Source organism: Pseudomonas sp. GW821-FHT05H12, assembly GCF_059419385.1.
Window position 1 is genome coordinate 1 of record NZ_JBWKRS010000043.1, and the last position, 14,944, is coordinate 14,944.

Annotated in this window: 12 protein-coding genes; 9 read left to right on the forward strand and 3 right to left on the reverse strand. The window is 62.2% G+C overall.

Annotated features, from left to right (window positions below):
* Nucleotides 1–127 precede the first annotated feature (127 nt).
* Both macA and AC07SU_RS27050 read left to right on the forward strand, forming a co-directional pair.
* Nucleotides 128–1,279: a macrolide transporter subunit MacA gene (gene macA / locus AC07SU_RS27045; protein ID WP_176998981.1), complete on the forward strand. Its 1,152-nt coding sequence runs from the start codon at nt 128–130 to the stop codon at nt 1,277–1,279.
* A 3-nt stretch (nt 1,280–1,282) separates the two neighbouring features.
* Nucleotides 1,283–3,241: a MacB family efflux pump subunit gene (locus AC07SU_RS27050; protein WP_494998785.1), complete on the forward strand. Its 1,959-nt coding sequence runs from the start codon at nt 1,283–1,285 to the stop codon at nt 3,239–3,241.
* A gap of 131 nt (nt 3,242–3,372) precedes the next feature.
* Here AC07SU_RS27050 and AC07SU_RS27055 read toward each other — a convergent pair whose 3' ends face one another.
* The gene (locus AC07SU_RS27055; protein ID WP_176998983.1) at nt 3,373–4,044 is read right to left on the reverse strand and encodes a response regulator transcription factor; all 672 of its coding nucleotides are present in this window, start codon (nt 4,042–4,044) and stop codon (nt 3,373–3,375) included.
* A gap of 227 nt (nt 4,045–4,271) precedes the next feature.
* On the reverse strand, nt 4,272–5,516 hold the full coding sequence (locus tag AC07SU_RS27060; protein ID WP_494998786.1) for a methionine gamma-lyase: 1,245 nt from the start codon (nt 5,514–5,516) through the stop codon (nt 4,272–4,274).
* A 123-nt stretch (nt 5,517–5,639) separates the two neighbouring features.
* On the opposite strand from AC07SU_RS27060, the gene AC07SU_RS27065 reads away from it, so the two are divergent.
* Nucleotides 5,640–6,110 (forward strand): Lrp/AsnC family transcriptional regulator, encoded by a 471-nt coding sequence (locus AC07SU_RS27065; protein WP_176998985.1) that lies wholly within the window; start codon nt 5,640–5,642, stop codon nt 6,108–6,110.
* A 3-nt stretch (nt 6,111–6,113) separates the two neighbouring features.
* Here the strand turns inward: AC07SU_RS27065 and AC07SU_RS27070 are convergent, their stop codons facing one another.
* A complete protein-coding gene (locus tag AC07SU_RS27070) occupies nt 6,114–6,902 on the reverse strand; it encodes an AraC family transcriptional regulator (protein WP_178923240.1) in 789 nt (262 codons plus the stop codon).
* Between the two features lie 85 nt (nt 6,903–6,987).
* On the opposite strand from AC07SU_RS27070, the gene AC07SU_RS27075 reads away from it, so the two are divergent.
* From AC07SU_RS27075 to AC07SU_RS27100, 6 genes are all read left to right on the forward strand, one after another.
* Entirely contained in the window at nt 6,988–7,986 is a 999-nt protein-coding gene (locus tag AC07SU_RS27075) for a bile acid:sodium symporter family protein (protein WP_494998787.1), read from the forward strand.
* Nucleotides 7,987–8,093: 107 nt separating this feature from the next.
* Entirely contained in the window at nt 8,094–8,879 is a 786-nt protein-coding gene (locus AC07SU_RS27080) for an EAL domain-containing protein (RefSeq protein ID WP_176998988.1), read from the forward strand.
* Between the two features lie 63 nt (nt 8,880–8,942).
* On the forward strand, nt 8,943–9,569 hold the full coding sequence (locus tag AC07SU_RS27085) for a response regulator transcription factor (RefSeq protein WP_176998989.1): 627 nt from the start codon (nt 8,943–8,945) through the stop codon (nt 9,567–9,569).
* Nucleotides 9,570–13,241, forward strand: a complete 3,672-nt coding sequence (locus AC07SU_RS27090; RefSeq protein WP_494998788.1) for a transporter substrate-binding domain-containing protein — start codon at nt 9,570–9,572, stop codon at nt 13,239–13,241.
* Between the two features lie 303 nt (nt 13,242–13,544).
* A complete protein-coding gene (locus AC07SU_RS27095) occupies nt 13,545–14,003 on the forward strand; it encodes an REP-associated tyrosine transposase (RefSeq protein ID WP_494998789.1) in 459 nt (152 codons plus the stop codon).
* A 387-nt stretch (nt 14,004–14,390) separates the two neighbouring features.
* The gene (locus AC07SU_RS27100) at nt 14,391–14,936 is read left to right on the forward strand and encodes a fimbrial protein (RefSeq protein ID WP_176998991.1); all 546 of its coding nucleotides are present in this window, start codon (nt 14,391–14,393) and stop codon (nt 14,934–14,936) included.
* Nucleotides 14,937–14,944: the final 8 nt, after the last annotated feature.

Here is a 14,944-nt window from a genome sequence, read left to right on the forward strand (position 1 = left end):
CGAGTGTTGGGGCAAGAGCCCTTTTGGTTACTTTTGGGGCTCTTTTCCAAAAGTGACCCGCCGTAAGGGCGGAACCCATTTCAGCCGTTACCCAAACAACGGATATGTACCCGATCAAAGGCCATCTATGGAAAAGTCAAAGTTACGCAAGCTGGGAATGCTAACGGTATTAGCCGTAGCCATCGGCCTACTCATTTACACCGTCCAAGCCCCCGCCGACGCCCCCCAATACCTCACCGCCACCGCCGAACGCGGTGACATCGAAAACGCCGTCCTGGCCACCGGCCTGCTCGAAGGCATCAAACAGGTCGACGTCGGCGCCCAAGTCTCCGGCCAGCTCAAATCCCTCAAAGTCAAAGTCGGCGACAAGGTCAAGAAGGGCCAATGGCTCGCCGAAATCGACCCCTTGATCCTGCAAAACACCCTGCGCAAGGCCCAGGTTGACGAAGAAAACCTCCAGGCCCAACGCCGCGCCACGGCCGCCCAACTCAAGCAAGCCAAGTCCGTGTACGAACGCTACAAAGGCCTGCAAATCGACGAATCGGTCTCACGCCAGGACTTCGAAGACGCCGAGTCCACCTACCAGGTGCAACAGGCCAACCTGCTGTCCCTGGACGCACAGATCAAAAGCGCCCACATCCAGATCGACACCGCCAAGGTCAACCTGGCCTATACCCGCATCGTCGCCCCCATCGACGGCGATGTGGTGGGCATCGTCACCCAGGAAGGCCAAACCGTGATTGCCAGCCAACTGGCGCCGGTGCTGCTCAAGCTGGCAGACCTGGACACCATGACCGTCAAGGCCCAGGTCTCCGAGGCCGATGTGATTCACATCAGCCCCGGCCAGCAGGTGTATTTCACCATCCTCGGTGAAGCGGACAAGCGCTACTACGCCAAGCTGCGTGGCACTGAACCGGCACCGCAGAACTTCCTCGAAACCCAGCCCGCCGGCACCCCCAAGCAGAACACGGCGGTGTTCTACAACGCGCTGTTCGACGTGCCCAACCCCGACCATCGCCTGCGCATCGCCATGACGGCCCAGGTGCGCATCGTGCTCGACACCGCCCAAGCGGCGCTGATGGTGCCGGTGGCGGCGCTGGGGCCGCGCAACAACGACGGCACTTACTCGGTGCGGGTGCTCGACGCCAAGGGCAAGGCGGTGTCGCGGGAGGTGAAAACCGGCATCAATAACAACGTCAAGGTGCAGGTGCTCGAAGGCCTCGCCGAAGGTGACAAAGTGGTGATCGGCGACGCCACGCCGGCCGTGGCGGGGAATTGATCGATGACCCAGCCACTGTTGGAACTCAAGGGCATCACCCGCAGTTTCATGGCCGGCGAGCGCGAGTTCATTGCGCTCAAGGGCATCGACCTGACGATCCAGGCCGGGGAGATGGTCGCGATCATCGGCGCCTCGGGGTCGGGCAAGTCCACCCTGATGAACATCCTTGGCGGCCTGGATTACGCCACGGCCGGCAGCTACAAGATCAACGGCATCGAAACCCGTTCCCTGGGCGATGAACAACTGGCGGAACTGCGCCGCGACTACTTCGGTTTTATCTTCCAGCGCTACCACCTGCTGGCGCACTTGAGTGCCTTGCACAACGTGGAAATGCCGGCGATCTACGCCGGCACGCCGGAAACCACGCGTCATAGCCGCGCGCGCGAGCTGCTGGCGCGCCTGGGCCTGGCGGGGCACACCACCCACCGGCCCAGCCAGTTGTCAGGCGGGCAGCAACAGCGCGTGAGTATTGCCCGGGCCTTGATGAATGGCGGGGAGGTGATCCTGGCCGATGAACCCACCGGCGCCCTCGATACCCACAGCGGCAAGGAGGTGATGCGAATCCTCGCCGAGCTGCACGCGGCCGGGCACACGGTGATCATCGTCACCCACGACCCCAAGGTGGCCGCCAATGCCCAGCGCATTGTCGAGGTGTGCGATGGCGAGATCGTCAGTGACAAGGCCAACGACAGCGTCGGGCTGGAGCTGAACACTGAGGCGCCCATCGAGCCCAAGCGCAGTGGCGCCCGGCGTTTGGTGGCCAGCCTGGGGTTGTTCAAGGAAGCGTTCAACATGGCCTGGGTCGCGCTGGTGTCCCACCGCATGCGCACGCTGCTGACCATGCTCGGGATCGTCATCGGTATCACCTCGGTGGTGTCGATCTCGGCCATCGGCGAAGGGGCCAAGCGCTATGTGCTCAAGGACATCCAGGCGATCGGCAGCAACACCATCGACATCTTTTCCGGCACCAGTTTTGGCGACAGCCGTGCCTCGGCCATCGAGACGTTGATGCCGTCGGATGTGGAAGCGTTGAACCAGCTGTATTACGTCGACAGCGCCACGCCGGTGGTGGGCCGCAACCTGTTGCTGCGCTTTGGCAACATCGACCTGGATGCGCAGGTCAACGGCGTGAGCGACCGCTACTTCAAGGTCAAGGGCTTGAAGCTCGAGGCAGGCATTGCCTTCAGCGAAAGCGATGCGCGGCGCCAGGCCCAGGTGGTGGTGATCGACCACAACACCCGCCAGCGCCTGTTCGGGCCGAACATCGACCCCCTCGGCCAGGTGATCCTGGTGGGGAACCTGCCGTGCACGGTGATCGGGGTGACGGCCGACAACAAAAACATGTTCGCCGCGAGCAAGGCGCTGAACGTGTGGGTGCCCTATGAAACCGCAGCGGGGCGGCTGCTGGGGCAACGCCACCTGGACAGCATCACCGTGCGCATCAAGGACGGCCAACCGAGCAAGGTGGTGGAAGACAACGTCAACAAGCTGATGCTGCAACGCCACGGCACCAAGGACTTCTTCACCAATAACCTCGACAGCATCATGCAGACGGTGCAGAAAACCAGCCGTTCGCTGGCGTTGCTGTTGTCGTTGATTGCGGTGATTTCGTTGTTGGTGGGGGGCATTGGGGTGATGAACATCATGCTGGTGTCGGTGACCGAGCGCACCCGCGAGATCGGTATCCGCATGGCGGTGGGCGCGCGGCAGTCAGATATCCGTCAGCAGTTTCTGGTGGAAGCGGTGATGGTGTGCCTGATCGGCGGGATGATCGGCATCTCGCTGTCATTTGCCATTGGCTATCTGTTTTCGTTGTTTGTGAAGGAATGGGAAATGGTGTTCTCCCTGGGCTCGATCGTCACGGCGTTCGCCTGTTCGACGATGATCGGCATCGTGTTCGGCTTTGTGCCGGCACGAAACGCCGCACGCCTGGACCCCATCGAGGCATTGGCCCGGGATTGATGCTTCACGAACGATGAAGGTCAAAATGTGGGAGCTGGCTTGCCTGCGATGGCGGTGTAACAGTCAACCCAAGGGTAGCTGACCCACCGCCATCGCAGGCAAGCCAGCTCCCACATTTGTTCAGCGGTGCCTTAAAGTGCTGTGGTTTCTTCAGTGGCATACATCCACCGCAACAACGAATGCCGCCCGCTGATCCCCAGCTTTATCGATGCGCGCTTGAGGTAGCTTTCGATGGTGTTGACCTTCAACGCCAGTTGCTCCGCCAATTCCGGCGCGGTACGCCCGGCCAGCAGGCCGACGCACACTTCCAGTTCGCGGTTGGACAAGGTCAACCCCGATTGCACCAGGCGTTCTTCAATGCGCCGGCGCAGGGTGTCGATGCCCTGGCTTTGCGGTACCTGCAGTTCGCTGTCGGTGCGGCACGGCTGGATGGCGGCGATGTGTTTTTCCACCATGGGCAGCAACAGCGAGGAAAAGTCCTGCAACATGCTGCGTTCCTGTGGCGAAAAGCTGTCGGACTGGCTCGCGCGGTACACCGACAGCACATAGCGCATGTCGTCTTTGCGCCGCGTCAGGTGCAGTTGTGCCGCGGGCTGTTCTTCCCCCAGCGCGGTCATGGAATCGGTGTACACGGGGCTGATCTTGCGGCGCAATTGCCCTTCGGAACTCACCCGTAGTTGCGAGATATGCGTGGCGTCCACTGCCAGTTGGGTGAGGATGAGGTCATGCAGCATGCGTGGGAAATGGCGACTGCCGGTGCTGGCGATGACCTTGCCTATATGTGGGAACAGGTGTGAGTTCATCAATTCGTCCATGAGATTCAAGTGCAGGCATTCGGCTATATAGCGACGGGGATTAAGAAGGTAACAAGTGCGAATAACCCACAGTGATAATGCGTCCCGTCGGAACGTATGCTAGTACAGCCTGGCGAAAGGATGGGGATCCAATCTGTAAAAAGTCGACATTAAAAACACAAAACGGTGGTCGGACCTGTCCGACCACCGTTGTGGGAAAGTGCCGTGCTTGAGCCTTATCTGACGGCGTGAGCAACCATCGGGGTATGACGCGGGGTTGTGCGTGTGCACTTGGCCAGTGCTTGCTGCACGTCCGCCAGCAAATCGGCGACATCTTCAAGCCCCACCGACAGGCGCACCAGGCCTTCACTGATGCCGTGGGCCGCCCGTTCCTCGGGCGTGTAGGTGGAGTGAGTCATGCTGGCCGGGTGCTGGGCCAGGGATTCGGCATCCCCCAGGCTGACCGCGCGGGTGAACAGCTTGAGTGCGTTCATGAAGCGTCGGCCAGTGTCGATCCCGCCCTTGAGTTCGAAGGCGATCATGCCGCCTGATTGGCTCATTTGCCGCGCCGCTAACTCGTACTGTGGGAAAGAGCGCAAGCCGGGGTAGGTAACGCTCACCACGGCCGGGTGCGCCTGCAGCGCTTCGGCCACGGCCAGGGCGTTGCTGCAGTGGCGGTCCATGCGCAGGGCCAGGGTCTTTAGCCCGCGCATCAACAACGACGCATCCTGAGGCGACATCACGGCGCCGGTCAGGTCCTTGAGCCCTTGCAGGCGGATACGCTGGGCCAGCGCATGGCTGCTCACGGCGATGCCCGCGGTGATATCGCCATGGCCGCTGAGGTATTTGGTGGCCGAGTGCACCACCACATCTGCGCCCAGGTCCAGGGGGCGTTGCAGGTAAGGGGTGCAATAGGTGTTGTCTACCACCAGCGTGATGTTGCCGTGCGTGTGGGCGATGTCGGCCACGGCGGCAATGTCCACCAGTTGCAGGTTGGGGTTGGCCGGGGTTTCGCAATAGATCATGCGCGTGGCGGGGGAGAGTGCGGCGCTTAATGCCTGCGGGTCGGTAAGGTCGACGTGGCGCACTTTGATGCCGAATTCGCCAATGCCGTGGTGCAGCAGCGCGAAGGTGCAGCCGTAGAGCGTCTGGCTGACGATCACTTCATCGCCGGGGCGCAGCAGGGTCCAGAACGTGGCGGCGATGGCGCCCATCCCGGAGCTGAACGCCACCGCGGCCTCGCCGTTTTCCAGGGTGGCCATGCGTGATTCCAGCAGGGCCAGGGTCGGGTTGGAAATGCGCGTATAGAAGTGCCCGTTGGCTTCGCCAGCAAAACACGCCGCGCCATATTCGGCGGTGGGAAAGGCAAAGGTTGCCGACAGGTAGGTGGGCGGCACGAGCGCGCCGTGGTGGTCCTTGGGGTCGTAGCCGTGGTGGATGGCGCGGGTAGAAAAGCCGAATGCATTGTGTTTATTGTTCATGTCGGACGCTCCTTATTTCCTACAATGCTATGCTCATAACCAGAGATGAACGTTGCAAAAAATGCGCATAAATCCCGCGTCCTGGGATGAATCTTCTATAAAAATAATGAATAGAGGCACGTTATGCCCGTGAGTCTGGACCGCACCGACAAAGCCCTGTTAAACGCCCTGCAGGGCAATGCTCGCCTCACCGTGGCCGAATTGGCCGACCGCGTTTCCCTGACCACGTCTCCCTGCTGGCGACGGGTGCGGAACCTGGAAGAGAGCGGGGTGATCAGCGGTTACCAGGCGATCCTGTCGCCCAAAGCCCTGGGGTATGGGGTGACCGCGTTTGTCAGCATCATGATGGAAAGCCATACCCAGGAAATCGCCCGCAAGTTCGAGCAGCGGCTGCTCGAGATTCCGGAGATCGTGGCGTGCCACAACGTGTCGGGGCGCTATGACTTTTTGCTCGAAGTGGTGGCCAGGGACCTGGAGTCGTTTGGCGAGTTTGCCCGCGAGGTGTTGCAGACCCTGCCGTGCGTCAAGGAGATCTATTCGAGCTTTTCCTACAAGTCGGTCCGGCCCTTGCGCGTGATCCCGTTGCCGGGATAAAGCTCAGCGAAAGAACTCCCCCGGCGTCGCCTCGAACTGCTGGCGAAACGCATTGATAAACGCCGACGTCGACTCATACCCGCAGCCCAGCGCCACGTCGGTCACCCGTTCGCCTTGCTCCAGGGCGGGCAGGGCCGTCAGCAGGCGCAAGCGTTGGCGCCAGGCGCGAAAGGTCAGGCCGGTGTCACTGAGGAACAAGCGGCTGAGGGTCTTCTCACTCACCCCCAGTTTCTGGCTCCACTGGCCCAGGGTGGTCTGCTGTTCCGGGTGTGCGTTGAGGCTGCGGTAGATCTGGCGCAAGCGTGGGTCCAGGGGCAGGGGCAGCATCAGGTCGACCTGGGGGGCGGCCGCCAGTTGGTCCAGCACCACCTGGGCCAGGCGCCCGTCGGGCCCGTCCTCGGCATACTCCACCGGCAACTCGCTGAAACTGCGGATCAACTCGCGCAACAGGCTGCTCACTTCCAGTACATGGCAGCGTTCGGCCGCCCAGGTGGTCACGCTGCAATCGAGGTACAGGCTGCGCATTTCGGTGTGCGGCGAACTGAACACCCGGTGCGGCACGCCTGCGGGGATCCACACCGCGCGCTGGGGCGGCGCGACGAAGCGACCGACGCTGGTCTGAATCTCCAGCACCCCGGAAATCGCGTAGGACAATTGCACCCACGGGTGGCTGTGCCGACGGGTCAGCGCCCGGTTGGGCAGCGATTCGGTGCGCCCATACACCGGGCGTGGCAGGCTGGAAAGCCCGGGCACCGTGCGGCGGACGGTCTTGTCATGTCCTTTAGGCGGCATTTACTGGCTCATTGGCGTTAGTCGGTAACAAGCCGTTACGTTAGAGTCGCGAGGATGCTCTTGGCAACCCCTGGAAGATTTGCTTATGACCCGCCCGCGTTTTCTGCCTGACAACTTCACCCTGACGCTGATTGCCACGGTGATCCTCGCCTCCCTGCTGCCCGCCAGCGGCCAGACCGCCGTGGCCTTCGGCTGGGTCACCAACCTGGCCATCGCGCTGCTGTTTTTCCTGCACGGCGCCAAGCTGTCGCGCCAGGCCATCGTGGCCGGTGCCGGCCACTGGCGCCTGCACCTGCTGGTGTTCAGTCTGACCTTTGTGCTGTTCCCGCTGCTGGGCCTGGCGCTCAAACCGGTGCTGTCGCCGCTGATCGGCAAAGACCTGTACATGGGCATGTTGTACCTGTGCGCGTTGCCGGCCACGGTGCAATCGGCGATTGCCTTTACCTCCCTGGCGCGGGGCAATATCCCGGCCGCGATCTGCAGCGCGGCGGCCTCCAGCCTGTTCGGGATTTTCCTGACGCCGTTGCTGGTCACCCTGTTGCTCAATGTGCATGGCGACGGTGGCTCGACCGTCGACGCGATCCTGAAAATCAGCGTGCAACTGCTGCTGCCCTTTATTGCCGGGCAGATCGCCCGTCGCTGGATCGGCGAGTGGGTCGGCCGCAACAAGGCCTGGCTGAAATTCGTCGACCAGGGTTCGATCCTGCTGGTGGTGTACGGCGCGTTCAGCGAGGCCGTCAACGAAGGCATCTGGCACCAGGTCCCGCTGTGGGAACTGGGTGGCCTGGTGGTGGCGTGCTGCGTGTTGCTGGCCCTGGTACTGGTGGCGTCCACGCTGCTGGGCAAGGCCTTTGGCTTTAACCAGGAAGACCGTATCACCATCCTGTTCTGTGGCTCGAAGAAGAGCCTGGCGACCGGTGTGCCGATGGCCCAGGTGCTGTTTGCCGGGGCGACCATGGGCGTGTTGATTCTGCCGCTGATGCTGTTCCACCAGATCCAGCTGATGGTCTGCGCCGCCCTGGCGCAGCGCTATGCCAAGCGCCCGGAGTCGATTCCGGAGCTGATGGCGCAGGTCGATCCTTAATCCTCTCCTGGGAAATTTCCTACGTATAGGTGGGAAGTTTCCCTTATAGATCAAGACTATTCCCAGCCACTATTACCCCATTCGCACCCGCAAAGTGGTTGGTAAGCATGGCCTCTTCCCCCGTCAAACCCTTGCCCAGTGAGCTGGAGATCCAGCGTGGCCTGGCCTTGGGTGAATTTCGCGCCTGGTTCCAACCCAAGTTCTTCATGCACACCGGCCAACTGGCGGGCGTGGAGGCCTTGGTGCGTTGGGAGCACCCGGCGCGGGGCGTGCTGTTGCCCGAAGACTTCCTGGCCGCTGTGCTGGCCTATGACCTGATTGACGACATGTTCAAGCAATTGCTCGAGCAAGGCCTCAGCCTGCTCGGCGTGTTGCGCCGCCAGGCCATGCAGTTGGAGCTGGCGTTCAACCTGCACGCGTCGCAATTGCTCAGTGGTGCTTTGGTCGCCCACATTCAGTGGGCCCTTGGGCAGCACGGTTTTTCCGGCGCTTCCCTGGTGTTCGAGTTTGCCGAAAACGGTTTGCTGAACGCCTCGCCAGCGGTCCAGGAAAACCTGCTGCGCCTGCGCATGTTGGGCTGTGGCTTGGCGATCGACGACTTCGGCAACGGTTTTACGTCCCTCAAGCTGCTCTGCCAACTGCCTTTCAACCAGCTCAAGCTGGACGGCGGCTTTGTACGCCATAGCCCCAGCATGGTCAGCAGCACCCTGGCACTCTCGCGGTTCCTGGGCATGAGCCTGGTGATCGAGGGGGTCAGCGACCCGCAGATCCGCGACGGTGTGCTGGCCCTGGGCTGTGAACTGGGCCAGGGTTTTTACCTGGCCCGGCCCATGGCGGGCTACCGTTTGCTGCCGTGGCTGGAAGCGCAGGCATCGGGCTATTCAAAGCTCTAAGAAATTTCCTACACTCAGGTCGCGCTCGTGTATTTTGTGGCGGCGTGTCTCACAGGGGTTGTTATGTTTAAAGCTTTAGTCGTGGATGATCATCCGTTTATTCGCTCCTCGGTGAAGATGCTCCTCAAGCAGGAAGGCTTTGAGGTCGTGGCCGAGGCAGACAACGGCGCCGATGCGGTGCAGTTGGCCCGTGAACACGAGCCTGAACTGATCGTGCTGGATATCGCCATGCCCAAGCTCGACGGCCTGGAAGTGATCGCGCGCATTTGCGCCCTGGGCCTGCGGTGCAAGATTTTGGTGCTGACCTCGCAGTCGCCGCTGTTCTATTCCATGCGCTGCATGAAGGCCGGCGCGGCGGGGTATATCTCCAAGACCAACGACCTGGATGAGCTGATCAAGGCGATCAAGGCGGTCATGGGCGGCTACACATTCTTCCCCAACCTGGCCCACAGCTCGGTACGCCGCAGTGACGCTGAAACCACCGACCTGGAATTGATCCAGAGCCTGTCCGACCGCGAACTGACCATCTTGCAGCAGCTGTCCAATGGCCTGAGCAACAAGGAAATCGGCGACGCAATGCTGCTGAGCAACAAGACCATCAGCACCTACAAGACCCGCCTGATCGAGAAGCTCAAGGTCAAGTCGGTGGTGTACCTGGCCGATTTCGCCAAGCGCAATAACCTGGTCTGAATGAACACTTCCTCGCGCAAATGGCTGATGGGCGCACTGCTCGCTGGCACCCTGAACAGCGCCGTGCTGGCGGCCGCGCCGGCTGACACCTATCAGGTCCTGGGCCGTTCCCATGTGTCGGAGTACGCCGTCTCGCTCGCCGAGCAGGACTGGAGCTGGCTGCGCGCAAAGGGCGCCCTGGTGCTGGGCGCGTCCGCCCCGGATTACTCGCCGTTTGGCATGACCACCAACGGCCGCGATTACGAAGGCATCACCGCCGACTACGCCAAGCTGCTCAGCGAACTGTTGCGCACCCCGGTGGAAGTGCGCCGCTTTGCCTCCCGGGCCGATGTGATCGAGGCGCTCAAGCGCGGCGAAGTGGACTTTCTCGGCACCGCCAATGGCTTTGAGCAGGCCGACCACGACCTGCTGATGTCGACGTCCTATGCCGAGGACCAGCCGACCCTGGTCACCCAGGTCGCCAACAGCCAGACCCTGACCGAGGACCTGGCCGGCAAGAAGATCGCGATGCTCTACCACTACCTGCCGCCGCAGGAAGTCGAGGCGTTCTACCCCAAGGCCACCTTGCAACTCTATCCCTCGACGCTGAGTGCGATCGGCGCCGTGGCCTTCGGCAATGCCGACGTGTACCTGGGCGACTCCATCAGCGCCCAGTACCTGATCAACAAGAACTACTTGAACAACGTGCAACTGGCCGACTTCTCGCGGATGGAGGTCAGCAACTTCTCCTTTGCGGTGGCACAGGCCAACACCCGCCTGTTGCACATCATCAACACCGCGCTGGCGGCGATCCCCCAGGGCGAGCGCATGACCATCCTGCGCCGCTGGAGCGCGGGTGGCGGCAGCATGCCGGGGCGGACTGCACTGAACTTCAGTGCCAGCGAGCTGCGCTGGATGGCCGCGCACGCTCATGTGAGGGTGTCGGTCGACGACAGCTTCGTGCCGTTCTCGTTTTTCAACGAAGACGGCGAGTTCCGTGGCATCAGCGCCGATGTGCTGGCCAAGGTCGCGCTGCGCACCGGCTTGAAGTTCGACGTGCGCAACACGCAGTCGGTGGCGGGCATGATCGAGCAGATCCGCACGGACAAAGCCGACCTGTTGATTACCGTTACCCCCAGCCAATCCCGTGAAAGCCAGATGCGCTTCACGCGGCCTTACTTGAGCACCCCTTACGTGCTGGTCAGCCGCACCGGCCCGAACAGCCCGGCCACCCTGGATGACATGGCCGGCAAGCGCCTGGCCGTGATCACCGGCAACCCGGTGCGCGACCAGTTGCTGGATCAGTACCCGAACATCACCCTGGTCAACGCGCAGAACGCCCAGCAAGCCATGGCCCAGGTGGCCAACGGGGAGGCCGATGCGGCGGTCAATTCGTTGATCACGGCGCGCTACATGATCTCGCGCCAGTACCGCGACCGGTTGCGCATCACCACCACGGTCGGCACCGAATCGGCGCGGGTTGCGTTCGCCACCTCGCGTGGTGCGCTGGAGCTGTATTCGATCCTGGAGAAGGCACTGCTGAGCATTCCGCCGGAGGAGATGGACGAAGTCACCAACCGCTGGCGCAGTGAAATTGCTGTGGATGACAGCTACTGGCTGCGCAACCGTGCCCTGATCCTGCAAGGCTTTGCCGTTGCCGCAGTCTTGCTGTTGGTGGCGTTCGGCTGGATCGCCTACCTGCGCATGTTGATGCGCCAGCGCAAGCAGGCACAGATCGCCTTGAACGACCAGATGGAGTTCATGCGCGTATTGATCGACGGCACGCCGCATCCTATTTATGTGCGTGACCGTGAAGGGCGGTTGCGCATCTGCAACAGCGGTTACCTGGACGTGTTCGGCGTGGAGCGTGACGCCGTGCTTGGCAAGACGGTAGTCGAAGGCGTGCTCAAGCGCGCCGACGAAGCCGCCGCCTACCACGAAGACTATTTGCAGGTGATGGCCGACGGGGTACCCCGGGTGCAGGACCGCCGCCTGACCATGGGGCCGGACAACGTGTTGACCATTTACCACTGGATGCTGCCGTATCGCGGCAGTGACGGTGAAGTCAGCGGCATGATCGGCGGCTGGATCGACATCAGCGAACGCCAGCACCTGCTTGAAGCCCTGCGCGAAGCCAAGGAAGGTGCCGACGCGGCCAACCGGGCCAAGACCACGTTCCTGGCGACCATGAGCCATGAAATCCGCACGCCGATGAACGCGATTATCGGCATGCTCGAACTGGCAATGAAAAAGGCCGACCAGGGCGTCACCGACCGTTTCTCCATCGAAGTGGCGTCGGGCGCGGCTCGCGGCCTGCTGGACCTGATCGGCGATATTCTCGACATCGCGCGCATCGAATCCGGCCGCCTGTCCCTGGCACCGGAGCGCGCCAACCTGCGTGAACTGGTGGAATCGGTGGCGCGGATTTTCGAAGGGTTGGCACGGCAGAAACAGCTGCAGTTGATCCTCGACCTGGATGCCAGTATCAACCGTGAGGTGCTGGTGGACCCGCTGCGCTTCAAGCAGATTGCGTCCAACCTGTTAAGCAATGCGATCAAGTTCACCGGCCAAGGTCAGGTGCGCCTGCGGGTCAGCGCCGAACCTGCCGCCGATGATGAGCGCCTGGCGATCTGCCTGCGGGTGGAAGACACCGGCAGCGGCATTTCCAGCGAAGACCAGCAGCGTCTGTTCAGCCCGTTTGCCCAGGCCAGCAACCATGGGCAGTCGGCGCGTGGCGGCTCTGGCCTGGGCCTGATGATCAGCCGCACGTTGTGCGAAATGATGGGCGGCACCCTGGTGCTGCACAGTGTGCTGGGGCAGGGCACCCAAGTGGAAATGCGCGCCAGCCTGCCCACCCTGGCGGCGCTGGAACATGCGCCGGCTGCCGAGCCGGTGCAGATGCCGGCGTCCCAGGCATTGAAGGTGCTGGTGATCGACGATTACCCGGCCAACCGCCTGCTGCTCACCCAGCAATTGCATTACCTCGGCCACCGCGTGGTGGATGCCGAGGACGGCGCCCATGGCTTGCGGGCCTGGCGTGCGGAGCATTTCGACGTGGTGATCACCGACTGCAATATGCCGTTGATGAATGGCTATGAACTGGCCAGGGCGATTCGTGATGAAGAACGCGCCAGGGACCAGCACCCTGGACTGATTATTGGCCTGACCGCCAATGCCCAACCTGAAGAAAAAGAGCGCTGCGTGAAGGCCGGCATGGATGATTGCCTGTTCAAGCCCATCAGCCTGCAGGACCTCAGTGCACGCCTGACCTCCTTGACCCCGGAGAGCGTACCGACGCCGGTCGAGGCCTTGCCGGACGACATCGACCTCACCAGCCTGGAACAACTCAGCCGGGGCGACGAGGCCTCCATCAGAAGCCTGCTGCACGATCTGGCCACCAGCAACCAGCAGGACATGTCACGCCTGATGCAGCTGTTCACCCAGCACGACGTCACGGGCCTGTCCGACCTGGCGCACCGGGTCAAGGGCGGCGCGCGGATCATCAAGGCACAACGCCTGATCCAGGCCTGCGAAGCCTTGGAAACCGCCTGCGAAGGGCTCAATTCGGCCGTACTGACCGACGCCGTCGACGCCCTGCAACAAGCCATGGAACAACTCGAACACCACCTCGACACCTACCTGGCTTGTAGTGAGCGAGCTTGCCTCGCGCCGCAGGCGCCGCGCACCCCCTGAAAAACACGGCGCCCCAATTGGCACCGCCACACGCCTGTCCCTGAAATCCACGGCGCCCAAATTGGCTGCCACACACCTTGTAGTGAGCGAGCTTGCCTCGCGCCAGAGGCACCGCGCACTCCCTGGAAAAACACGGCGTCCGGCTTGAGACGGCGGCGCCCCCGGTGCGGGGCAAGCCCGCTCACTACAACGCCCGTGTCCGTGGTGTGGGGTACAGACACGTTCGGTAACTGGATGGCGCGGGGCGGAGGCGGGAGGTGGGCTAGCGTTAGTGCTCTCAAGGACGTTCCCAGGAGCAGCGGTTTGCTACCCACCCCTCAAACCCATCGCCTGCGTCGTGGCCGTTATTCGGAACACGGGCGCAGCTACCTCATCACTGCCGTCGTGCACCACCGCCAACGCCTGTTCACCGACCTGTTTCTCGGCCGCCTGCTGGTTGCCGAATTCCGTCGGGTCCATGAACAAGGCCTGGTCGACTCCCTGGCCTGGGTCATCATGCCCGACCATATCCACTGGTTGTTTGAACTGAAGCAGCAAACGCTGGCCGACGTGGTACGGCGTATCAAGTCACGCAGCACATTGACCATCAACAGACGCCGCCATAGCCAAGAGCGCGTGTGGCAACCCGGGTATTACGACAGGGCTGTGCGGGTGGAGGACGACATTCGCACCATGGCGCGTTACATCGTGGCCAACCCGTTGCGCGCAGGCCTGGTTGAACGGGTGGGTGACTATTCGCTTTGGGACGCCGCCTGGCTCTAATGCCCACTCCCTTAAAAACCACGTCGACTGAATTGGGGCGGCTGCGCCCCCCGGCGCGGGGCAAGCCCGCTCACTACAGGGCCACCACGCTTGTAGTGAGCGAGCTTGCCTCGCGCCAGAGGCACCGCGTTCTACCTGAAAACACGTCGACTGGCTTGAGACGGCTGCGCGCCCAGCGCGGGGCAAGCCCGCTCACTACAGATCTTTGGTGTGGGAAATTTCCTACATGTTGCGGGGATGGATACTACAGGGCTGGGTAATTCCAAGGCGGAAGATAAACCTCGTCGACACAGCAGATGCTTTGTTTATTTCAGGCGCGTATCCGGCGCCTGGCAACTCATCCGTGCATGGCGACAGTGATTAAAACTTTCCCCTTGGAGTTGCACCATGAAGATCAAAGCCCTCTCGCTCGCAGCCCTGGTTTGCGCCACCGGCGCCCAGTTCGCCAATGCTGCCGATGGCACCATCAATTTCAACGGTGAGCTGGTCAACCAGACCTGCACCATCGCCGTTGACGGCGTTGTCAGCCCGGCCGTTGCCACTGTGACCCTGCCAACCATCTCCACGAGCCTGTTGACCGCTGCCGGCCAGGCCGAAGGCCGTACGGGTTTCAACATCCAGTTGAGCAACTGCGTCGGTTCTGCCGCCACGGCTGCTGCGTTCTTCAACTCGGGCGCCACCGTAGACCCGGTCACTGGCAACTTGAACAACATGACCGGCACCGCCACCAATGTGCAGCTGCAACTGGTTGACGCCCAAGGCGGCGCGGTGATCCAGGCCGGTAACACTAACCAGCTCACCCGCACCACCCGCAACACCATCGACGCCAGCGGTGCGGCCAACATGCCGTACGCCGTGCAGTACTTCGCCACCGGCACCACCACCGCCGGCACCGTGGTCAGCTCCATCACGTACAACGTCGACTACCAGTAAGCCCCAGT

Coding starts and splice junctions, on each gene's coding strand:
- macA (WP_176998981.1), top strand. CDS start 128: ATGGAAAAGTCAAAGTTACGCAAGCTGGGAATGCTAACGGTATTAGCC.
- AC07SU_RS27050 (WP_494998785.1), top strand. CDS start 1,283: ATGACCCAGCCACTGTTGGAACTCAAGGGCATCACCCGCAGTTTCATG.
- AC07SU_RS27055 (WP_176998983.1), bottom strand. CDS start 4,044: ATGAACTCACACCTGTTCCCACATATAGGCAAGGTCATCGCCAGCACC.
- AC07SU_RS27060 (WP_494998786.1), bottom strand. CDS start 5,516: ATGAACAATAAACACAATGCATTCGGCTTTTCTACCCGCGCCATCCAC.
- AC07SU_RS27065 (WP_176998985.1), top strand. CDS start 5,640: ATGCCCGTGAGTCTGGACCGCACCGACAAAGCCCTGTTAAACGCCCTG.
- AC07SU_RS27070 (WP_178923240.1), bottom strand. CDS start 6,902: ATGCCGCCTAAAGGACATGACAAGACCGTCCGCCGCACGGTGCCCGGG.
- AC07SU_RS27075 (WP_494998787.1), top strand. CDS start 6,988: ATGACCCGCCCGCGTTTTCTGCCTGACAACTTCACCCTGACGCTGATT.
- AC07SU_RS27080 (WP_176998988.1), top strand. CDS start 8,094: ATGGCCTCTTCCCCCGTCAAACCCTTGCCCAGTGAGCTGGAGATCCAG.
- AC07SU_RS27085 (WP_176998989.1), top strand. CDS start 8,943: ATGTTTAAAGCTTTAGTCGTGGATGATCATCCGTTTATTCGCTCCTCG.
- AC07SU_RS27090 (WP_494998788.1), top strand. CDS start 9,570: ATGAACACTTCCTCGCGCAAATGGCTGATGGGCGCACTGCTCGCTGGC.
- AC07SU_RS27100 (WP_176998991.1), top strand. CDS start 14,391: ATGAAGATCAAAGCCCTCTCGCTCGCAGCCCTGGTTTGCGCCACCGGC.